The organism is Prevotella veroralis DSM 19559 = JCM 6290 (assembly GCF_000377625.1).
Taxonomy (GTDB): domain Bacteria; phylum Bacteroidota; class Bacteroidia; order Bacteroidales; family Bacteroidaceae; genus Prevotella; species Prevotella veroralis.
This window is the reverse complement of record NZ_KB898337.1, coordinates 44,613-67,471: the sequence shown is the minus strand read 5'-3', so window position 1 is coordinate 67,471 and position 22,859 is coordinate 44,613. Positions and strand designations below refer to the sequence as shown.

Sequence of the window (22,859 nt, the reverse complement as noted above, 5' to 3'; positions counted from 1 at the left end):
TAGAGGAGAAGCTGTAAAGTGGTCTCCTTGATACTAATAAATAGGATTAATGGCTATTAAGAAGAAAAAGATTAGTCCACGCCAGAAGATGATTAACCTCATGTACGTTGTCCTCATGGCAATGTTGGCATTGAATATCTCTACGGAGGTACTCAATGGCTTCTCTGTTGTTGAGGAGAGTTTGAATCGTACAACGGGTAATTCTTCTAAGGAGAATGAAGCTATTTTTGGTGAACTAGACCAAATGATGCAGAAAAATCCACAGAAGGTTAAGGAGTGGTTTATGATGGCATCGACGGTTAGAGAGATGAGTGATTCTCTCTATAATTATGCTCAGTCATTGAAGGTCGCCATTGTTCGTGAAGCAGATGGTGAGAAAGGTGATCCTTTGCACATTGAAGGTAAAGACAATCTGGAGGCTGCTAGTTATATAATGTTGAACCCTGCTAATGGGCAAGGGCGCAAGTTATACAATGCGATCAATAGTTATCGCAGTCGAATCTTGCAGTTTGTAACAGACCCCCGACAAAAGAGTATTATTGCAAGTAACCTCTCAACGACAGTGCCGAAACATTCAATGGGGAAGAACTGGGAGGAGTATATGTTCGAGAATATGCCTGTTGCAGCTGCGGTAACATTGTTATCAAAGTTACAGAGCGACGTTCGTTATGCAGAAGGCGAAGTTCTGCACTCATTAGTGGCTAATGTTGGTTTGAAGGATTTACGTGTTAATAAATTGCAAGCATTCGTTGTTCCGAGTCAAACTCGTCTCTATCCAGGTGAAACCATGACTGCACAAATGTTTATGGCAGCAGTAGATTCCACCCAACAACCACAAGTTTATGTTAATGGGCAACTAATTCAAGGGAATCAAGTGACCGTGAAAGCTGATGCTCCTGGTAAGCATACTTTGAGTGGATACATGCTTATGAAGGATATGGCAGGTAATGTCCTGCGCCGTAACTTTGCACAAGACTATTGGGTAACTGGTGGACCACAACCTAAAGAATACATTAATCCTAGTGGTATGCAAAAGACGCCCCCTTTCGATGGGATGGCTACAATTGCAGCTGATTTGATGAATGTATTGTATGCTGGATTTGATAATCCAATCACCATAAGTATTCCTAATACCTCTCAAAACGATGTACAAGCAACGATGTCAGGAGGGACGCTTATTGCCCGTGGTGGTGGTCATTTCATAGCGCGACCATCAGCAGTCGGCAGTCCTGTTACCATTTCTGTATCAGCCAAGGGACGCAAGGTCGGTGCCTATCAGTTCCGTGTTCGTAAGCTACCAGACCCATCTCCTTACATCGCTATGGGTGGTGATCGCTTTAAGAGTGGACCATTATCTAAAGCAGCCTTAATGGGTGCTCCAGGTATTCATGCGGCTATTGATGATGGATTACTTGATATTCCGTTCACTGTTACAAGCTTCCGTGTTGTCTTCTTTGATAATATGGGTAATGCAGTTCCATTAGCTAGTAATGGTGCTTCCTTCTCATCTCAACAGAAGGAGCAGTTCCGTCAGTTGAGTCGTAATAAGCGCTTCTATATTACCAATGTTGTTGTTCATGGACCTGATGGAATCACTCGAACTCTCAATGGGCGCAATATGGAGGTTATTGTTCGATAACTATTTGTTAGACAAAACTAGCTGAATAAAATATAGGGGATGGTATTCTTTCCTCTCATAAAGATAAAACAAAGAAACAATGAAAAAGATATTTCTCATAACCTGTACGGTTTTCTTTGCACTAGCCATCAGTGCTCAGCCTGCTGCTAGACGTAACCAGCAAAGGGCGCAATCACCTGCTAACACAATTACTACACGTGCGCAGATATCTTTCCCAACAGCTGCTCCTTTGCAAGAAGATGTTGTTTGGCGTCGTGATATCTATCGTGAATTGAAGTTGGATGAGGATGCGAATGCAGGACTTTATTATCCTGTTGAACCTGTAGGATCACAGATGAACCTCTTTACTTATATCTTCAAATTGATGATGAATGGTCCTAATCGAGGGGGAATTGCCGCTTATAATTATCGAATGGATGGTAACGAAGTCTTTACCGACTCTGCTCGTGTAAAGCCCTTGCAGTTCCTTGACAACTATCACATCTATTATGAACGCACCGACCATGGTATTCGTCTTGATAATAGTGATATCCCTTCGAGTGAGGTAAAAGGGTATTATCTAAAGGAAAGTGCTTATTATGACCAAGGTACATCAACTTTCCATCGTAAGGTGGTAGCGCTTTGTCCAATCATGTATCGCGAAGATGACTTCGGAGATGGAGAGGTGAAATACCCATTATTCTGGGTTCGCTATGACGATCTTGCTCCTTTCCTCTCTAAGCAAACCATGATGACTAGCAACTTAAACAATGCAGCTACAATGAGTGTGGATGATTATTTCACGATGAACTTATACAAAGGAAAGATTTACAAGACCACTAATCTGTTAGGGAAGACACTTGCACAATATTGTCCAAACGATTCTGCAATGGCTACAGAACAGAAGAAGATAGAGCGTGAGCTTGCTGATTTTGAGAAGCATATCTATGGTGATCCAGCTCGTAAGGATAGTCTTGATAGTATTGCGGCAAGTCAAGATACAGCGAAAGCAAGTAAACGTTTGACTCGTGGACGTCGATCCAGTGGTACATCAACACGCAGCGTTCGCCGTAGTCATCCTACTTCCGAGCGTAGCTCTGGTATGACTCCTGCACGTGTGACTGTCCGCCGTGAGCGTCATTAACTGACAGAGTTAATAATAAAATTAAACATTTGAAAGATTGATTCATACGCCTCTTTCGAATGTTTTCACCTTTAAAACGATAGATTATGAAGAATGTTTTTTTATCAGCAATAGTAGCTTTAGCACTGCTATTTTCTGTTCCTTCCCATGCAGGTGAGCCTCTGCAATTTGGTTTGAAGGCAGGTTTGAACGTAACTGACATGAAGTTTAATAGTAGTGTCTTCAATAAGTCGAACCAAGCTGGATGGTTCTTTGGTCCAACGGTAAAGTTCACTTTGCCTATTGTTGGTTTGGGAATGGATGCCTCGGTACTCTATGACTATCGTTCAGCAAAGCTCGATTATGATAACGTTAATAAGACCATCAAGCAGCAACAAGTATCTGTTCCTGTGAATGTACGCTATTCTATCGGGTTAGGAAGTACAGCCAGTATCCTCCTGTTTGGTGGTCCTCAAGTTGCTTTTAACGTTGGTGACAAAGACTTCCGTTGGACAGAATGCAGCAACTATGCACTTAAAAAGAGTAATTTTAGCATTAATCTCGGTTTCGGTGTTACGGCTTTAAAGCACTTGCAAGTGACTGCCAACTATAATATTGCATGTGGTAAGACTGCCGATGTAACTTGGAAAACGGGATCAAATGCTGTTGGTTCCGCATTAGGACTTAATAAGAAGAGTAGTCGTAACAACTCTTGGCAGGTGGGTGTAGCCTATTTCTTCTAGGCAGATAATCGATATATATGACATAAAGCTCCATTTCCTTTCGATGAAATGGAGCTTTATCTTATATAGAAGTGTGTCTTTGGTATGGGATGAAATCGGTGTTGTTTCTGATAGATAAGGCTCATTATTGTATATATCTATCTTTCTTTGTAACTTTGTAAACAAACCAATACTTTCCTAAGAAGGTATTAATAAAGAATTATCAATGACCTACGCCAATATTATTTTGCCTCTTCCTTTAGAAGGTTATTTTACATATGCAGTATCTGAAGGGTTGGCTCCCCAGATACAAGTGGGTGTACGTGTTACTGTGCCATTAGGTAAGAGTAAGACTTATGTGGGTATAGTTGCTGAATATCCTGTTGATGTTCCTAAGCCTGCAAAAGAGGTAGCACAGCAAGGGAAAAAGAAGATTGAATATAAGAATATTGCTGATGTGTTGGATGATACCCCGATACTCCTTCCGCAGCAGTTGAGACTTTGGAAATGGATAGCCGACTATTATATGTCGCCCATTGGAGACGTTTATAAAGCTGCACTTCCTTCTGGTTTGAAGGTAGAAGATGGTTTTCGACCTCGCACGGAATTGTTTATTCGTTTGGCAGATAAGTATCGTGACGAACAAACGCTCACTCTTTTAATCAGTTCTATGAAGAGAGCTGTAAAGCAGTTGGATGTTCTTATGACTTATCTTAGACTGACGGGGATTGATAATATAGAACATCTTTTGCCAGACACAGAGCTTCGTGAGGTAACAAGAGAGGAACTTATGAATGAGTCTCATGCGTCAATAGTTGTCATTCGATCGCTTCAAGAAAAGATGATACTTGTTACTTATGAGAAGGAAGTGGGACGTCTTAATCATAATATTGCTCCTCATCCAGAGATGATAAAGCCTTTGAACGAAGCACAAACCGAGGCTTACAATCATATCCTGGTGCAGATGATGGGGCATCCTGTGACTTTGTTACATGGAGTAACCTCTTCGGGAAAGACGGAAATATATATCCATCTAATCCAGAAAGCTATCAATGAGCATAAGCAAGTGCTCTATCTTCTTCCAGAAATTGCTCTTACTGTGCAGATAACAGAACGATTAAAAGCCGTGTTTGGCAATCGGTTGGGTATTTACCATAGTAAGTATAGCGATGCCGAACGTGTGGAAATATGGAAGAAACAGCTTTCCTCCAATCCATACGATGTTATCCTTGGTGCGAGAAGTGCCGTCTTTCTTCCTTTTCATCGGCTCGGTCTTGTCATAATAGACGAAGAGCATGAGCAAAGTTTTAAGCAGCAAGATCCTGCGCCACGCTATCATGCACGGTCAGCAGCCATCGTTTTGGCACAAATGTATGCTGGTGCGAAGACATTGTTGGGCACAGCAACTCCCTCAATGGAATCATATTATAATGCAAAGCATGGCAAGTATGGATTTGTGGAGCTAAGCCGTCGTTATAAAGATATTCAGTTACCATCAATCGAAGTGGTGGATATGAAAGATCTCTATCGTCGGAAGATGGTGTCAGGTCCTTTCTCTCCTCGCTTGTTATCGGCTGTGCGTGGTGCTTTAGAGCGTGGGGAGCAAGCAATCTTATTCCAGAATAGGCGTGGCTTTGCACCTATGATAGAATGTAGACAATGTGGTTGGGTACCGAAATGTCCTAATTGCGATATATCATTGACCTATCATAAGAGTATGAATTACCTAAGTTGCCATTATTGCGGATATACAATGAAGGTGCCTGAGCAGTGCCCTTGTTGTGAAAGTAATGATATTCGAGGACGTGGTTATGGTACGGAGAAGATAGAGGATGAGATTCGTTCCATCTTTCCAGAGGCTCGTATTGCCCGAATGGACTTAGATACAACCCATACGCGCAATGCTTATGAGCGATTGATTAATGACTTCTCGACGGGCAAGAACAATCTTCTGATTGGTACGCAAATGGTTACTAAGGGATTAGACTTTGGTAAAGTCTCTGTTGTGGGCATACTAAATGCTGACTCAATGTTGAACTATCCTGACTTTAGAGCTTATGAGCAAGCCTTTATGATGATGAGTCAGGTGAGTGGTAGAGCTGGTAGAAAAGGAAAGAGGGGAGAGGTAATACTTCAAACCAAGACTCCTGATTTACCCGTTATCCAGTATGTTGTTCATAATGATTATCCGACATTCTTTAAGGAACTATTGGACGAGCGATGCGAATTTCATTATCCCCCGTTCTATCATCTGGTGTATGTTTACTTAAAGCATAGGGATGAGAACATTGTCAATACGGCTGGGGTAGAACTTGGAAGCAGGTTGCGTGATATCTTTGGAGCTCGTGTTCTTGGTCCTGATAAGCCTGCAGTAGCACGTGTGAAGACATTGAGTATTCGAAAGATAGTACTGAAATTAGAGAATGGTATTGATTATCCTCGAGTTCGCCAGTATCTTCGTGGAGCATTAGACGCCATGATGAAAGATAAGCGTTATGGTGCTTTGCAAGTGTATTATGATGTTGATCCGTTGTAGCCAATCTCTCCTAGTGCATAAAGTAAAATTATGTTCATAATGAAGGGGGCGTTTCTTCCATTTCAGAAGAGCCTTTCTTTGAATTAAAGAAAGGCTTTCTTTAAATTAAGGAAAGCCTTTCTTCAAGTGCTATTGTTATAAGCTTTTGTCGGTATACATCATAGATGGGGTAGCTTTTTAAGTGTTATTATCTTCTATGATTCTTAAGAATTCGCTAGGAGATACAACTCTTGGTGTCCTCGGAAAGTGCTTTGAATTGCCAGTAATAAGTAAAGAATCTGGTTCAGATAGACTTAATTCATAAAAGACTCTATCATCTTCATCAGGCATATCTTCTAAGAAAGACGTGCGGAGAATGTCGATGCCATTGATGGTAATTGTTTTTATAATGTATTGGATGGAGTCCTCTTTTAGCTTAAACTTCTTCCTTGTAAGTACTTCAAGATACTCATCCAACACATCTTGGTCATAGAGCGGTACAATCTCTCCCATTAGTGCGAACTCCAATACTCGAGTAGTTGCTGCATTGGGGTTTTTCGTGATTAAGGCAGACACAATAACATTCGTGTCTATTACAACATAAATCATTTAGGTTCTTGTCTACTAAGTTTAATCTCCTTATTTATCTCTGATAAAGATATTTCCTCATCATTGCTTTCTTCCATTTCCTTGCGTATTTGATAGAAAGCCTGCAATCCCTTCTTACGTATTTCTTCCTTTTCTTCATCTTTACTTGTGATGATGAAAGGTATTGCGCGACTTCTTACAACTTGATTAACGAAGATATTAATGGCAGTATTCGTACTCATTCCGAATTGCTGGCAGAGCTTGTCAAACTGCTTCTTTATCTGTGAATCCATACGGATTGTCATTGCTGATTGTGCCATAATCTGTAGTCTTTTGGTTGCGATGTGCAATCGTTTTGATATTGTTCTGCTGCAAATATATGAATATTACTTGATATTTGCAAGTGTTTAAAAGGAAGTCTTTTCGAATCTTAATGAATTGAAGTGAAGGAAAAAATAAGGCGGAGATAAGTTGAAGTCATTCAATTATCTCCGCTTTGTGGTTAGATTAACTTGGTTGTGAGTGATTGTTTTTAGAAATCAATATCAAGTCCGACACCTAAAACTTTGTTTGTTCGGGTGAAGATGTCTGTATTCTTTGTTGCGATTGTCTTAGGCTGTGTCACGATTGTACCATCAGGTTGTGTGACTTGCTCTTTACCGACAGTAATTGCATCGTTATATTCCTTCTTAAAGTTAGAATAGTTCGTAAAGAAGTAAGCAACGTTGAGGTGTGCATTCTTAGCAACTTTAATCTTTGCACCAAAGCCAAAGCTGTAACTGCTCGTAACGAAACTGAGATCGGTAAGATACTTGCCATCTCCGAGTCCATACTTTGTGCGTTGTCCGCCTGCACTAACCGTCACAGCAGGAGTAATATCCCACTCAACACCAGCAAGGAATTCCTGTGTATTGTGCGCAAGGAGCTTCTGTTTGTTATTTGCCATTCGTGCTTCTTTATCGAAGTAATAGTTGTAACCAGCCATAACGCGCAGGTTTTTCAATACTTCATATTGTGCACCGAGAGCAAGAATACCAGGAATATCGTTAGGGGTTGTTACGCCATCTTCATAACTGTGCGTATCATCTGGATTAGCCTTTGTCTCAACATTGAACTTTGTTGTGAACTCATAGCGAGCTGCAAGATTCCATTTTCCATTGTGATAATCAATGCCGAGGATAGGAGTAATGCCCCAACCACGTTGGCTCACCTTTACATAACGATCCTTTACGAGTTCCTTACTGCTACTGAGTTTGTCGGCTCCAGCACTCACTAACTTCGCTCCGTTACTAGCTTTTTCAGCACCCGCAGCATATTGATTAGCTGCAGCCAATAGTTGTGCCTTTGCTGTTGGATCTGTCGTTGCATTAGCTTGTGCCTGTAAAGCTGCGGCTTGCGTCCTAGCAGCTGAAGCCTGCGCTTGTAACGATGTAGCCTTATCGTTAAGTGCTTTTACCTTAGAGTCGAAGTAATTGTATAAGTTCTGATTATTTCCACCAACATTTGCTGAGATGTTCGTAAGATTTCCCTCGTACTTATTATAGATATAGTTGAAGCGTGCACCACCATAAACTGCTAGGTGCTCATTAATCTTATAGGCTGCACCGAGTTGTAAACCGAAATCGTATTGCTGTCCACTCATATAGCTCTGCATGCTATATGCTGTTGCAGGAGACTCTTGCTGACCAAGAAGAGCCGCGAAAGTTGGGAGGTTTTGATTGATTAATGCAGGAAGCAGCGAAACTTGTCGTTCAAAAGAAGGAAGTCCCTCATTGAATGTAGCCTTTCCACCACCACCGGTTAAGCCGAAACCTACTTGGAAACTCCATTTATCCTTATTATAAGCAATCTGGAACGATGGGAGGATAGGCACAGAAGCCTTACCTTTATAGAACTTATTACCATCTTCTTTTCCTCCATTGAGCTTGAAAGGTTGTGCAAAAGGCTGCAATGCCGGCACTTGTTCGAATGCAGGAACCGAAAAAGACGATGTAATTTCACGTGTTTGGTACACATTCTGAACGTTAAGAGATAGGTGGAAACCATTGCTCAGGAATACTACTCCAGCTGGATTAAAGTAAACTCCATCGATACCAATCGCACCGACACGCGCAAAATTACGGTTGAAAGCAATGCTTTGATTAGTATTTGTGAGTAAACCTCCGGCTTGTGATGTTGTTGCCATTGCTAACATTGTGGCAGCAATGATCATCTTAGAATGCTTCATTGGTTGTTCTTTTGTATATTAAAAACCTATAAATTTGGTTGCAAAGTTATATATATTGTTCTAAAACTCCAAATCTTTCCTCTCTTTTTCTCACTTTGTTTCGATTTGTGCAATAGTTCTTTAAGTGCGAAAAGTAGGGAACATGTTGGGCGAAAGAAGGTAGGTTCGATTGCAAAATAGCTGTCGATTTATGGATAAAGTCCCATGATTTTTACTTAAAGGAACATAGAATAAATAGGAAAAGATATTACATTTTTTGTTTCTAAAATATCTTATTCTAGCAAAAGAATAATCGATTTAAACTGCACGATAGTACCTTTTTCTAAAAAAGTACTATCGTTTTTAGTAAAAAGTACTATCGTTTTTGGTGAAAAGTACTATCTTTTTCAATGAAAAGTAGCATTGATTTTGATGAAAAAGAGCCTCTTTTTGGCTGAAAAGTACCATGTTTTTACAAAATAAGTGAGTTATTTCTTATTATAAGGATAGTACTTTTTATGTAATAGCCTGTATTTCAATGAGTTATTACTTATATGTAAAAAGCTACCATAATTTGGCTATTTGAACCAAAGTAGGGTAGCTTTCGAAAATAACGCAAATACAGATAGCTAAATTGATAATATTCTATTACAATTTTAAAATAGCGTTATCTATGCTTTTAGTGTTGGATATTGAATACGCGTGTGATACATTGCCTTGAGACGTTCTATGAGTACGGCTTTCGCGGCGGAGATGTCACGGAAAGTGATAGGACAATCCGTGAAGTTACCATCAGCTACTTGTCCGTCAATAAGTTTGTTTACAAGTTCGCTGATACTGTCTTCTGTGTATTCCTTTAGAGATCGTGACGCCGCCTCAACAGTATCGCTCATCATCAAGATAGCTTGCTCTCGAGTGAATGGGTTCGGACCTGGATAACGGAAGAGGTCTTCGTTCACTTCCTCGTCAGGATGTTCGTTCTTATAATGTATGTAGAAATATTTTGCAAGTCCTGTGCCATGATGTGTGGTAATAAACTCTTTTATTTCGCGTGGTAGATTATACTTCTCTGCGAGCTTTAATCCTTCCGTTACGTGACTGATAATAATACGCGCACTCTCTAAGTCGGTCAACTTATCATGCGGATTTATGCCCGCTTGATTCTCTGTAAAGAACGCTGGATTGAGCATTTTACCGATGTCATGGTATAAAGCTCCTGTACGAACCAGTTGGCTCTTAGCACCAATTCGGTTTGCAATCTCAGTCGCTAAGTTACCTACCGTGATAGAATGTTGGAAAGTTCCCGGGGCTACCTCACTTAGTCGTCTTAGAAGTTCATTGTTTGTATTGGATAGCTCAAACATTGTAACCGTTGATACAAAGCCGAAAGTTTTCTCGATTACCAACATCAGAGGATAGGTAAAGAGCAAGAAGAAAGCATTGACTCCGAAGTGATAATACATGGTCTGGTCGAGCTTTGAAAGGTCGTCGGCTTGGATGAGTTGTAAAGCTAAATACATAGCAGCTGAACCGATTGTAACCAATAAGGCAGTAAGGAATATCTGACTACGCTTGGATAATTCTCTAAGAGAATAGATGGCAATCAAGCCCGCAACTAATTGTACGATGATAAATTCGTATTGGTATTTCACGGCGACCGCACAGATAAGAATCATCGTCACATGCGCTATGAAAGCCGTTCGGGAATCCATAAATACTCGGAAGAAGATCGGTGCCATGGAGAAAGGAAGAATGTAAACACTTAGGATGTTATGTTCCATCATTAGCGAGGTGAGGATAGGGAAGATGACTATCATCACATAAAGTAGCGATATGGAACGCGGCTTATCGAAATAATCTTTGCGGAAGAGAGCGAGGTAAAGGGTGAATAATCCGATGAGGATTAATACATAGATACTTTGTCCGATGATGGTTGATGTAATCTCTGCTTCGGATGCGTTACGCTTCTCCATAGCCTGCTCGAATGAATTGAGCACACGGTAAGTCTTTGCATCAACGATATCACCTCGGTCGATGATTCTCTGTCCTTCCAATACCATTCCAGATGCTTGTGGAATGAGACTGAGCATATCATTCATCTCTGTCTCACTGCGATCTTTATCATAAATAAGGTTTGGTTCAATGTATTCGTTTAGATTACATTGTTGTAAGATAGCACGCTTTGAACCTAAAGTAGGATTCACAAAGAGATGCTCATACGCCCCGAGCGTTGAGAAGGTCTTATTGATTGGAACACTCACAGCTTGTTTACCAGTGACCACACGAATCACATTATCGCTATCTTTCACGAGTTTAGAATATTGCTGTGGATCGATCACTCCAGCCTCATAAATATCATGCAAGTGTTGGGCAATGATTTCTACATACGATTGCGGTAAGCCTGGAATACCATTCTTGTAAGCAGTCTTGAATTGTTCAATCTTCTTTGCTTCGATAGAAGGATTAACGTTATAATACGGCTGGAAATGCTTCATCATGGAGTCACGTTCCGCCTTTAATGCTTCATCGGTCTTGAAGATAGGGAAGTCGAATTTGGCAATTAATTGTCCATACATCCATGGTTTCCCCTCATCATAATGGAAGAGTTTACCCCTCGTTCGTGGTAAGAAAAGCACTATCATCACCACAGCAACGATGACCAAAGCCGTTCTTGAAGCCATATTACGCCAATAGTGGCTTTTGATATTTCTGAATCTTATCATATTTCTATATACTTTCTATTAACTTCTAAGCACTTGCGAAAATACTAAAAATATGGCGTATACTCAAAAAAAAGCATTAATTTTGCAGGAAAAATAATATTTAAGACAATGGCAGAGAGAAATGTAAGAGTACGTTTTGCACCTAGTCCAACGGGCGCATTGCATATTGGTGGTGTACGTACAGCATTGTATAATTATCTTTTCGCACGTCAGCATGGCGGTAAACTCATCTTCCGTATAGAGGATACAGACTCTAATCGCTTTGTTCCAGGGGCTGAAGAATATATCCTTGATTCGTTTAAATGGTTAGGAATAGAGTTTGATGAGGGCGTTAGCTTTGGAGGTGAGCATGGTCCTTATCGACAGAGTGAGCGTCGTGATATCTATAAGAAGTATGTTAATCAGTTGTTAGAGGCTGGTAAAGCATACATTGCCTTTGATACTCCTGAGGAGTTAGATGCTAAGCGCAAGGAGATTCAGAACTTCCAATACGATGCACATACTCGTCTTCAGATGCGTAACTCTTTGACCATGCCGAAAGAAGAGGTTGATAGCTTGATAGACGATGGTCAACAGTATGTTGTTCGCTTTAAGATAGAGCCTGGTGAGGAGGTTCATGTCAGTGATATGATTCGTGGCGATGTCTGCATTAAGAGTGATATCCTTGATGATAAGGTCTTGTATAAGAGTGCAGACGAGTTGCCTACTTACCACCTTGCTAACATCGTTGATGACCACTTAATGGAAATCTCTCATGTGATCCGTGGTGAAGAGTGGTTGCCAAGTGCTCCTTTGCATGTATTGCTCTATCGTGCCTTTGGTTGGGAGGATAGTATGCCACGTTTCGCACACCTTCCATTGTTATTGAAACCAGAAGGAAAGGGAAAGTTAAGCAAGCGTGATGGTGATCGTTTAGGCTTCCCCGTGTTCCCATTAGAGTGGCATGATCCTAAGACAGGAGAGGTTAGCTCGGGTTATCGTGAGAGTGGATATTTCCCAGAGGCAGTGGTAAACTTCTTAGCATTGTTAGGTTGGAATCCAGGAACCGAACAGGAACTCTTCTCTCTTGATGAGTTAGTAAAAGCATTCGATATAACGAAATGTTCAAAGAGCGGAGCTAAATTTGATTATCAAAAGGGTATATGGTTCAATCATGAGTACATCCTCCGTAAGAGTGATGACGAGATAGCAGAACTCTTTGCACCTATCGTTGCTAATAATGGTGTTGAAGCTAGTATGGAACAAGTAAGACAGGTTGTTCACATGATGAAGGATCGTGTTAGTTTCGTGAAAGAGCTTTGGGAACTTTGTTCTTTCTTCTTTATTGCTCCAACAAGTTACGATGAGAAGACGGTTAAGAAGCGTTGGAAGGAATATTCAGCACAGCAGATGACTGAATTGGCAGAGGTGCTTGAAGGTATAGACGACTTCTCTATCGAAGGTCAGGAACCTGTCGTTATGAAATGGGTAGAGGATAAAGGCTATAAACTTGGCGATATAATGAATGCTTTCCGATTAACATTGGTTGGCATTGGTAAGGGACCTGGCATGTTTGATATTTCTGCTTTCCTTGGCAAAGCGGAAACCTTGAAACGTATGCGCAAGGCTATAGAAGTACTTGGTTAATGATAGAAATCGAATAGATGAAGTATCAGATAACATGTGATAATTGTGGTACACAATTTATAGTGGAAGCTAATGAGGGGCAGACAATCGAATGTCAGTGCCCTCATTGTCATGGAACGATGGAGGTAACATTACCTCTTATTAGTGCAGGACAGCAGTATCAACCACAGAATCAAGTTAATGCACAAGTTCCACAACCGGCTCATACAAACACGAAGAACAATCATGCCATCTTATGGGGTATCTTGATTGGTTTAGTTGTATTAGCAATAGGATTTGGTGCTTATGTCGCTTTCCGTCCAACACCACCAGCGGCAGTTGCATCGGATAGCCTGTCTGTCGATACGATTCCTTATGAAGCGCCAGTCCAGAACACTGCTCCTCCTGTTGTTGATACAGTTGTCACAGCACCAGAACCAGAGGAGCCAGAGGAAGAAGCAACCCCTGCGCCAAAGGAAGAGAAACAGCAAGCTGATACTGCAGCTGTCGAAGAGGAACATCGACAATAACGCTTTGCAGCGCCTCTATTAATAACGTAAATACAAATAAAAGATACATGGGAAAGATTATATTGACTGGTGACCGCCCAACAGGTAAGTTGCATCTTGGTCACTATGTGGGTTCACTTCGCCGTCGTGTGGAGCTACAAAACCAAGGTGACTATGATAGAATGTTTGTATTCATGGCTGATGTGCAAGCCTTGACGGATAATGCTGATAACCCAGAGAAGATTCGCCAGAACATCATTGAAGTGGCTTTGGATTATCTTTCTGCAGGGCTTAGTCCAGAGAAATGTACGCTCTATATTCAGAGTCAGATACCAGAATTGGCAGAATTGACAATGTTCTTTATGAATCTTATCAGTGTAAGTCGTGTGCAGCGTAACCCTACTGTGAAGACTGAAATCAAGATGCGTAACTTTGAAGCAAACATCCCAATGGGCTTCTTTGCGTACCCTGTTTCACAGGCAGCCGATATAGCAGCTTTCAAGGCAACTACCGTTCCTGCGGGTGAAGATCAAGAGCCAATGATTGAGGTGACACGCGAGATTGTACGTCGTTTCAATCAGCTTTATACACCCGTATTAGTCGAACCAAACATCATGTTACCAGAGAATGCAACGGCTCGTCGCTTGCCTGGAACGGATGGAAAAGAGAAGATGAGTAAGAGCTTGGGTAATTGTATCTACCTGTCAGATGATGCTGATACTGTATGGAAGAAGGTGAAGACAATGTACACCGACCCAACTCACTTGAATGTCTCCGACCCCGGTCATGTTGAGGGTAACGCTGTGTTTACCTACCTTGATGCTTTCTCAACCGATGAAGATTTTGCGGAGTTCTGGCCAGAGTTCCATAACCTTGACGAACTGAAAGCTGCTTATACAGCTGGTGGCATCGGTGATATGAAGTGTAAGAAGCTCTTGAATAATGTGCTCAATAAGATACTTGACCCCATTCGTGCTCGTCGCCATGAATACGAGCAAGATATTCCAGAGATTTATAACATCTTGAGAAAGGGATCCGTTGAGGCTCGTGAGGTAGCTGCAAAGACGATGGATGAAGTTCGTGCAGCTATGCAGATCAATTACTTCGAAGACACAGCTTTGATTCAGAGTCAGGCAGAGAAGTTCAGGAAGAAGTAAAGAATAAGAAAGATATAGTTCTCTTTCGAGAGCAATATAATTAAAGAAAGGAACGTATTAAAGGTGTGTTTATCCTTTAATACGTTCCTTTTTATGTAACAGAAATTTAGTTTATAGTATATGAGTAGACTGCTACCTCTATTTGAATAAGGCGTTTCCTTGATATGAAGAAAGGCTTTTCTCATATTGAAGGGATGCTCTTTTGAAATGAAGGTAAGCCTCTCTTTATTTTGAGATATTCTATCATTCAGCTTGTCAACTTGTTTAACTGTCCCTTTGTCAACCTATTTACTTACTTTTAGGTATTGTCTTATATTTTGTTATTCTCTATCTTTGCAACGTTATTTTGATTACATTTTAGTTTAACAGTAAGGACTTAAATCAACGTTACCAATAAGTCCTTAATCTATAATCCACATGGAGAGACGGAGAAGGAAACCTATAGGAGAAGTAGCTTCTAATGTTTATTTGTTGTATAAGAAAGCATTTTGTTTAATATTGCTTTCGAGCCTTAGCCTGCTTACATGCTATGCGCAGGACGTTGTTAAGCGTGATACAACCTTAGAGATGAAAGAAGTTACTGTGACAGCACGCAGTGAAATTCGAAAGTTGAAGGAGTCAGCAATGCCTGTATCTGTCATTGGACAGCGACAATTACAGGGTACAGCATCTAATATCAATGATGTTCTTGCTCGTACGGTTGGTGTTACGATTCGTAATACTGGTGGTTTGGGCAGTGCTTCACGTATATCACTTCGAGGCTTGGAAGGCAAGCGCATGGGTATGTATGTTGATGAAACACCGATGTCTCAATTGAGTAACTTCGTTGCATTGAATGATATTCCGACGAATATGATAGAGCGTATAGAAGTCTACAAAGGTATTGTCCCTTACAAATTCGGTGGCTCGGCATTGGGCGGAGCAGTGAATGTTGTGACCAAGGAATACCCTCCTGTCTATTTTGACTTTACCTATGAAGTGGGTTCTTTCAATACACATCAAGTCTCAACGGTGTTTAAGCGGACTGATCGTAAGAGTGGATTGCAGTTTGGAATAGGCGGTGCTTTTTCATTTGCAAAGAACGATTACAAGATGAAATTGGCTAACCTTGATGGAAGAGAGGTGAAGAGAGATCACGACCAGTTCAATAAGATCATGGCTGGCATGTCCCTCAAAGCTACTAAATGGTGGTTTGATGAGATGAAGTGGGAGCTTATCTTCCTCAAGACACGGCAAGAGATACAAGGTATAGACCTTGATGTGCGTGAGGCGTATAACCATTCTATCAGTGGAGTAACGGCTTTGACGCTGAAACGTAAGAACTTTTTTGTAGACGGACTCGACTTCGATTTTGAAATAGGGTACGTTATTGGCAAGTATGGATTGCGTGATAAGGCTATGAATCGTTATGATTGGGATGGGAACAAGTTGCCTCCAGTCTCTCCGTTTGGTGGTGAGCAGAATAACTTTCCATCTGATGGAAGGAATCGATCTAATGAGTTGACTTCAAAGTTAAATATGGGCTATACCATTGATGAGCACCATGGACTCAATTTGAATATCTATTTTGATCAAAACTCATTACATCCTTCTGATTCCCTAATGGATAAAGCCTTGGGGTTCCGCTCAAACTTCCCAAGTAAGATGAAGACGCTTACCATAGGTTGGTCATACGATTTGACGCTCTTTAATGGGAAATTCCAAAATGCTTTTACATTCAAGAACTTCCTTTTCTCTTCACGCTCCCGTAGTATTGACGTATATTCTGTGAGCTCTCCAGAACCCGTCAAGGTGTCCAAGTCATACGTAGGTTTCAGTGATGCAATGCGCTATAAGTTTACGAATGACTTGATGTTGAAAGCCTCGTTCAATTCAGAGGTTAGAATTCCAACCAGTGAAGAACTCATTGGTAACGGATATTCTATTTTGGCATCACCTGCATTGAAGCCAGAGCGTACTTCTGGTGTGAATGTGGGTATGCTCTATCGTCATTTGCAGCAAAGAGGTGGGTTGGTTGAGATAGAATTGAATGTTTTTTATAATCAATTAAAAGATATGATAAGGTTTACCCCAGATATGATTCCTACCATGGCACGTTATCGTAACTTCGGTAGTGTGCGTACGAGAGGAATAGAACTTGATGCAAAAGGAGATGTTTGTCCACTACTTTATCTTTATGCCAATGCAACCTATCAAGATCTTCGTGACGTGCGAAAGCTAACACCAGGTACAGCGGTTGAGAACCCAACGTATAACAAGCGTATTCCAAACGTACCTTATCTATTGGCAAACTTTGGTGCTGAACTTCATAAAGAGAACCTCTTTGGTGGTAAAGAACAGAACACACGCCTGCTCTTTGATGCCTCATACGTGCATAAGTATTTCTATGATTTCGAGGTAAGTAGATATCAAGATAAGAAGATTCCATCTGCTTTGACAATGGATGCAGCCATTGAACATAGCTTTAAGAATGACCAATGGACATTGACGTTCAAGGTGAAGAACTTAACAGATCGGCGTGTTGTATCTGAATTTAATCGCCCCTTACCCGGCAGATACATAGGGCTTAAGGTTAGATATCTATTCAAATAAAATAATAGAAAGCCTGGAGGGGTAAGTTTTCTGAAGCTCTCGAACATACAAGAAAAAGCTCGTCAGTTTTTTAGTTATTGCTTAATACCTCTTAAAGGCATGGTTTATATAATATTTCTACAATAAATAATGAAACAATGAAAAAGCTTAAATCAATTCTTTCTGCTGTTGTCTTAGCAGCTTTGTTTAGTGCGTGTAGCAGTAATGATGACCCAATGCCAGCTCCTAAGCCTACTCCAGGTGAAAAGGAGTTCCACGGTGTTGTCTTTGCAACGGGTATCACCAATCCTGATGGTAATAGTGGTAATGTTTATTTGCAAGCATTGCCAAGTTTCTTACCAGGAACATACGACAATAAGAACGGTATTCCTTGCGGTTTTGGTTCTACGCCAATTGTAACAGAGTCGGGCAATATTTATACCTTCCCTGATTATATGGGAAATACGAAGGCGGAGGTTAGTCGTTATCGAATTTTGGGAGATGGCACATGGAAGAAAGAGGGTGCATTGGCTATTCCCGCGGGTGCATCAGCATGTAATATTGTTGAGGTAAGTAAGGAAAAAGCGTATGTTAGCCTGCAAGGTCTTGGTATAGTGATGGCATTCAACCCTACAACCATGACAAAGATTACTGATATCGACCTCAATAATCTGAAACAGTCAGATACAAAAGTTGCACCAGCTGCGATGATTATTCGTGATGGGAAACTCTTTGTTGGATTGAATCAAATGAACGCACAATATATGCCAACACGTAACAACATAGAGTTTGCTATGATTGATGTGAAGACGGATAAGGTGGAGAAACACATCGTTAATCAGTCTTTGGGAATGTGTTTTGCTACACGTCCAATTGATCCGGGCTCTATCTTTATGGATGAGAATAAAGATATTTACATCAATTGTATCGGTTCGTTTGGTTTCATTCCAGGACTCAACGGTGGTATTGTGCGTATAAAGAACGGTTCGACGGATATCGATCCTAATTACTGTATCCGCCTTGACAAGACAGAAGTTGCCGGTCTGGCGACCAAGCATGCAGAGTTCTTGGCAACGATACTCTACGGTGGCGATGGACAGGCTTATGCCTATGCTAACTCTTTTGGTCTTGATCCTAACGGACTGAAGAAACCTTATGTTAGTCTTACCAATGTTCCGGTTGTCATTGACCTGAAGCAGAAAACTGTGGCGGTTATAAAAGGTATGGAGGTTTCCAATCCTCAAGGTATTGCTGTCGCAAAGCACAAGAACTTGATAGTTTTTGGTAGTGCCAACAAGAAAGCTACTGGTTTCTATACATATAATCCAGATACAAAGGAAGTCGCTGGTCCTATTATAAATGTAAAGGGCAACCCGAGCTTCTTCCATAGTTTTGAGAAGTAGTAAGATATAGATAAAAAGAAAGGCAACCAATAGATATTGGTTGCCTTTTATCATTTACTATTTATAATAGTTACTTTTACTCGTCAACATGTTTCATTTGTCAACTCGTCAACTTGCTTACAAATTCGCATTGTCTTTCTTCCATTCAGCAACAGCTGGTACGATGTCGAGGCTAATGATTTCCTCACGCATCTTGCAGAGGTGCTCGTAAGAAGCCTGAAGAGAAGCCATCTCCTCTGGAGTACCTGTTGGCTCAGTGTAGTGAACACCAGTAGCGTCGATAGTTGTAGGCATAGCCATCATAACGTTCTTGAAGCCGAGCTTCTCATCGTTAACGTAGCAACCTGCAGGCAAGGTGAACTTCTCCCCACCCATAGCAGCCTCAATCATCTTAACAGCGTTGTAAGCTGGGCTTTGGAATGAGCTACGGCCACGAAGCTTGATGATGTTTGAACCGCCCTGTACGGTGTGATGCTTAATCTCTTCCCAACGCTCTGCAGAAAGACCCATCTCTGACAATGGCTTGCCATCAACCTTAACCTGAGAAGCAAATACAGCCATCTGCTCACCGTGACCACCGTATGTGTGTGCACCAGTAACCTTATCCTGCTGTACACCGAACTCATGAGCCAAAGCCTGCTGTAGACGAGTAGAATCGAGGGCAGCGAGTGATGTCAACTGATTTGGCTTCAAACCAGAGTGGATAAGAGCTGTCAATGCAGTAACGTCAGCAGGATTGAAGATAACAACAACGTGCTTTACGTCTGGGCAGTACTTCTTGATGTTCTCACCGAAGTCAGCTGCGATTTTGCAGTTACCCTTCAACAAGTCCTCACGTGTCATACCCTCTTTACGAGGAGCACCACCAGAAGAGATGATGTACTTAGCACCAGTGAAAGCCTCTGCAGGGTCAACGGTGTAAGAAAGGTTAGCACCAGGGAAAGCACACTGCTCCATCTCATCGAATACACCATGAACGCCTGGCTCATAGATATCATATAGACAGATGTTAGGAGTAAGACCGAGTGTAAGAGCGGTCTGAACCATGTTTGAACCAATCATACCGCCTGCACCGACGATAACAAGTTTCTCGTTTGTTAAGTAATTCATAATAAATATTTTATTTTAAAAGTATATTTTCCCTTTTGTTCGATACCGCAAAGTTAATAAAAAAAGAGTATGTGAGAAGAAAAAGGAATAATTATTTGTGTTATTAATTATAAAATAGTAAGCCTTTGTAAGATAGGTTTTGCATTTATAGATATTTCTTTTTATTCTTGATTTGTATGTTTTGGAATTATTGATTAACTTAGCGGTCGAAACGGAAGAGATAGTCTTTTCTATGATTGTTTTTTAACCTCTAACCCTATAAATATTATGCAAACAATCAATGAACGCCTTGTTGCACTTCGTAGATGGATGAAGGAGAATGCGCTTACTGCTTTCATTTTCCCCAGTAGTGACCCACATAATAGTGAATATGTAGCCGATCATTGGAAGACTCGCGAATGGATATCAGGTTTCAGCGGATCAGCAGGGACGGCAGTTGTCACATTACAGCATGCTGCCTTATGGACGGATTCTCGTTATTTCATTGCAGCTGCAAAGGAACTTGCGGGGAGTGAATATCAGTTGATGAAAGAGCGTATGGCGGGTACACCTTCAATTAGTGAATGGTTAGCAAGTGAGTTGGCGGAATACGAAAACCCCATCGTAGGAGTAGATGGAAGTGTCAATACGTATGCTGATGTTGCTGATTTGAAACAAAGTTTGGCGACAAAAGGGAACATGTTGGTGCGTTGTACAGATGATCCGATGGATGTACTATGGACTGACCGACCTGTCATTCCTAATAATAAAGTATGTCTTCATCCATTGAAGTATGCTGGTGAGACGACAGAGAGTAAACTGTGTCGAATACGTGAAAGTTTAGTTAAACAAGGTGCAGACGGACTCTTAGTTACCGCTTTGGATGAGATTGCTTGGGTGTTGAATCTGCGTGGAAGTGATGTTCATTGTAATCCCGTGTTTGTGTCTTATCTTCTGATTTCCTCTAATAATGCCACCTTATATATTAATAGAGAAAAGTTGTCGGAGGATGTCAGTGAGTATCTTTCTACAGAGAATATTGATGTGGAAGAATACGAATCAGTAGAGAATGGATTGAAGAAATATACAGGAAAGTCACTTTTGATAGATGTCCATTCTACTAATTATACCTTGTCAACAGCCGTAGATAGTGATAAAATACATGTGGGGACATCTCCAATTCCGATGATGAAAGCCATAAAGAATAAGGTGGAGCAAGATGGTTTCCGTGCAGTCATGTTGCGCGATGGTGTTGCGATGGTTAAGTTTTTAGCATGGATTAAAGGTGCTGTTGAGGCTGGTGGACAAACTGAAATAACATTAGCAGACCGCTTGGAGGCTCTTCGCGCCGAACAGCAACACTTTAAAGGAATATCATTTGATACGATTGTAGGCTATGAAGCGCATGGAGCAATTGTGCATTATGAGGCAACTCCAGAGACGGATATACCTATAGAATCCCATGGCTTTGTCCTTATTGATAGTGGGGCGCAATATGAAGATGGTACAACCGACATCACAAGAACCATTGCTTTGGGAGAACTGACGGACGAGCAACGCCGAGTCTATACGTTAGTTCTCAAGGGGCATATCCAACTTGACTTGTGTCGGTTCCCCTCTGGTGCATGCGGTTCACAGATTGACGCCATTGCACGAGAACCCATGTGGCGTGAAGGTTACAATTATCTCCATGGTACAGGACATGGGGTTGGAAGTTACTTGAATGTTCATGAGGGACCACATCAGATTCGTATGGAATGGAGACCGGCTCCTTTACAAGCTGGTATGACCGTTACAAACGAACCAGGACTCTATCTTGAAGGGAAGTTCGGTGTGCGCATAGAGAATACTTTACTTATTGTTCCAGCAGAGACAACAGACTTTGGTGATTTCTTGAAGTTCGAGACACTTACTCTTGCCCCCATTGATACAACGCCCATAGTGTTAGACCTGTTGACGGAGGAAGAGCGTCTGTGGATTAATAACTATCATCGTCGTGTCTTTGAGAGTCTGTCTCCATATTTGGCAGGACATGAGCGAAAATGGTTAGAAGAGGCAACTCGTTCTATCTAAAAGTTATAAAAAATAACTTCATATTATACATTCTTAAAGTGTAGTTCTCGAGAGCTTATAAGGATCGTCAATGGCTTTTAACAGGTATAGTATAGTTCTGCTGCGTGTGAGGTCGTTATAAATAATGTTTGACAAGAGCCTTCCTTTGAGTGCAAGAGACGCCCTTTTTATATCAAGAAGGGCGTCTCTTGAAGTATAGACTCTTGTCTGTCACTAATAAGTCAGAGTCTCGTTATGCACTGAATAGTTTCTCGTAGCCTTTCCATTCCCTTTGTTTATGATGATATATGTTTGTCTGGTTATAATAACGAAAATTATTTTCCTGTCATTCCTGTCATTCTCTTTGTGTGTATAATTTACTGATAAATAGTTGGTTATGTAAAATATTAAAAGTGACAGCAACTAAAATGAAAAGTAAATTAGTGTTTTATATGAACCTAAAGAGTTGTTTTATTATTTCTTCAATACAGGCTTTCCTGTAAGATAATAGGCTGGTAAAGTTCTTAAAAGGGCAGGGAAACTTGTTAGAGTTTTGGGTTTCTATAGTTGAAAATCAATAATGAATAAGTAGATTTGGTGATTATACCCAAAGACAAATGTACTAAGAAAGTCTACAAATGTTTGGAAGTTAGGAGAATAAAGTGTAACTTTGCAGCCACTAAAGTGGTGTTATAGCCCTTTTGTACATGTATAACAATTAAATTAATAAAAACAAAAAGCATGATTATTGTACCAGTAAAGGACGGCGAGAACATTGAGCGCGCTCTTAAGAAGTTCAAGAGAAAGTTTGAAAAAACAGGTGTTGTAAAAGAGCTACGTGCTCGTCAGCAGTTTGACAAACCTTCTGTAAAGAAGCGCTTGAAGATGGAGCATGCCGTTTATGTACAGCAGCTTCGTAACGCAGAAGAGTAAAATCTTCTTAAGGAATTTGGTAGTTTAGAATTAATTCCGTAAATT

Annotated in this window: 16 protein-coding genes; 11 read left to right on the top strand and 5 right to left on the bottom strand. The window is 40.9% G+C overall.

From position 1 onward, the window contains the following. Positions 1 to 49 precede the first annotated feature (49 nt). The 4 genes from porM (at position 50) to priA (ending at position 5,999) form a co-directional block, all read left to right on the top strand. A complete protein-coding gene (gene porM / locus D464_RS0110755; RefSeq protein ID WP_018911382.1) occupies positions 50 to 1,639 on the top strand; it encodes a type IX secretion system motor protein PorM/GldM in 1,590 nt (529 codons plus the stop codon). Between the two features lie 79 nt (positions 1,640 to 1,718). Then, the gene (gene porN, locus D464_RS0110750; protein WP_018911381.1) at positions 1,719 to 2,762 is read left to right on the top strand and encodes a type IX secretion system ring subunit PorN/GldN; all 1,044 of its coding nucleotides are present in this window, start codon (positions 1,719 to 1,721) and stop codon (positions 2,760 to 2,762) included. A gap of 86 nt (positions 2,763 to 2,848) precedes the next feature. After that, positions 2,849 to 3,484: a porin family protein gene (locus D464_RS0110745; RefSeq protein WP_018911380.1), complete on the top strand. Its 636-nt coding sequence runs from the start codon at positions 2,849 to 2,851 to the stop codon at positions 3,482 to 3,484. 205 nt (positions 3,485 to 3,689) lie between these two features. Next, the gene (gene priA / locus D464_RS0110740) at positions 3,690 to 5,999 is read left to right on the top strand and encodes a replication restart helicase PriA (protein ID WP_018911379.1); all 2,310 of its coding nucleotides are present in this window, start codon (positions 3,690 to 3,692) and stop codon (positions 5,997 to 5,999) included. Between the two features lie 177 nt (positions 6,000 to 6,176). Here priA and D464_RS0110735 read toward each other — a convergent pair whose 3' ends face one another. From D464_RS0110735 to D464_RS0110720, 4 genes are all read right to left on the bottom strand, one after another. Then, entirely contained in the window at positions 6,177 to 6,587 is a 411-nt protein-coding gene (locus D464_RS0110735; protein ID WP_018911378.1) for a putative toxin-antitoxin system toxin component, PIN family, read from the bottom strand. Continuing rightward, on the bottom strand, positions 6,584 to 6,886 hold the full coding sequence (locus tag D464_RS0110730; protein WP_018911377.1) for a type II toxin-antitoxin system RelB/DinJ family antitoxin: 303 nt from the start codon (positions 6,884 to 6,886) through the stop codon (positions 6,584 to 6,586). The genes D464_RS0110735 and D464_RS0110730 overlap by 4 nt, the downstream gene beginning before the upstream one ends. 212 nt (positions 6,887 to 7,098) lie before the next feature. After that, positions 7,099 to 8,793, bottom strand: coding sequence for a membrane protein (locus D464_RS0110725; RefSeq protein ID WP_018911376.1), 1,695 nt, complete (start codon positions 8,791 to 8,793; stop codon positions 7,099 to 7,101). Between the two features lie 650 nt (positions 8,794 to 9,443). Next, a complete protein-coding gene (locus D464_RS0110720) occupies positions 9,444 to 11,495 on the bottom strand; it encodes an HD family phosphohydrolase (protein WP_018911375.1) in 2,052 nt (683 codons plus the stop codon). A gap of 108 nt (positions 11,496 to 11,603) precedes the next feature. Here D464_RS0110720 and gltX point away from each other — a divergent pair, with 108 nt between their 5' ends. The 5 genes from gltX to D464_RS0110695 all read left to right on the top strand — a co-directional run bounded on the left by gltX (position 11,604) and on the right by D464_RS0110695 (position 18,740). Continuing rightward, positions 11,604 to 13,121, top strand: coding sequence for a glutamate--tRNA ligase (gene gltX, locus D464_RS0110715; protein ID WP_018911374.1), 1,518 nt, complete (start codon positions 11,604 to 11,606; stop codon positions 13,119 to 13,121). A 17-nt stretch (positions 13,122 to 13,138) separates the two neighbouring features. Beyond that, a complete protein-coding gene (locus tag D464_RS0110710) occupies positions 13,139 to 13,630 on the top strand; it encodes a hypothetical protein (RefSeq protein ID WP_018911373.1) in 492 nt (163 codons plus the stop codon). A gap of 47 nt (positions 13,631 to 13,677) precedes the next feature. Beyond that, positions 13,678 to 14,766: a tryptophan--tRNA ligase gene (trpS, locus tag D464_RS0110705; RefSeq protein ID WP_018911372.1), complete on the top strand. Its 1,089-nt coding sequence runs from the start codon at positions 13,678 to 13,680 to the stop codon at positions 14,764 to 14,766. A gap of 417 nt (positions 14,767 to 15,183) precedes the next feature. After that, a complete protein-coding gene (locus tag D464_RS0110700) occupies positions 15,184 to 17,358 on the top strand; it encodes a TonB-dependent receptor (protein ID WP_024985865.1) in 2,175 nt (724 codons plus the stop codon). A 137-nt stretch (positions 17,359 to 17,495) separates the two neighbouring features. Then, positions 17,496 to 18,740 (top strand): hypothetical protein, encoded by a 1,245-nt coding sequence (locus D464_RS0110695; RefSeq protein WP_026284688.1) that lies wholly within the window; start codon positions 17,496 to 17,498, stop codon positions 18,738 to 18,740. 117 nt (positions 18,741 to 18,857) lie between these two features. Here D464_RS0110695 and D464_RS0110690 read toward each other — a convergent pair whose 3' ends face one another. Then, complete coding sequence (locus D464_RS0110690) at positions 18,858 to 19,850, bottom strand: malate dehydrogenase (RefSeq protein WP_004383930.1); 993 nt, start codon at positions 19,848 to 19,850, stop codon at positions 18,858 to 18,860. A gap of 267 nt (positions 19,851 to 20,117) precedes the next feature. Here D464_RS0110690 and D464_RS0110685 point away from each other — a divergent pair, with 267 nt between their 5' ends. Together D464_RS0110685 and rpsU are read left to right on the top strand one after the other, a co-directional pair. After that, entirely contained in the window at positions 20,118 to 21,902 is a 1,785-nt protein-coding gene (locus D464_RS0110685) for an aminopeptidase P family protein (RefSeq protein WP_018911369.1), read from the top strand. Between the two features lie 720 nt (positions 21,903 to 22,622). After that, entirely contained in the window at positions 22,623 to 22,814 is a 192-nt protein-coding gene (gene rpsU / locus D464_RS0110680; protein WP_004383928.1) for a 30S ribosomal protein S21, read from the top strand. Positions 22,815 to 22,859: the final 45 nt, after the last annotated feature.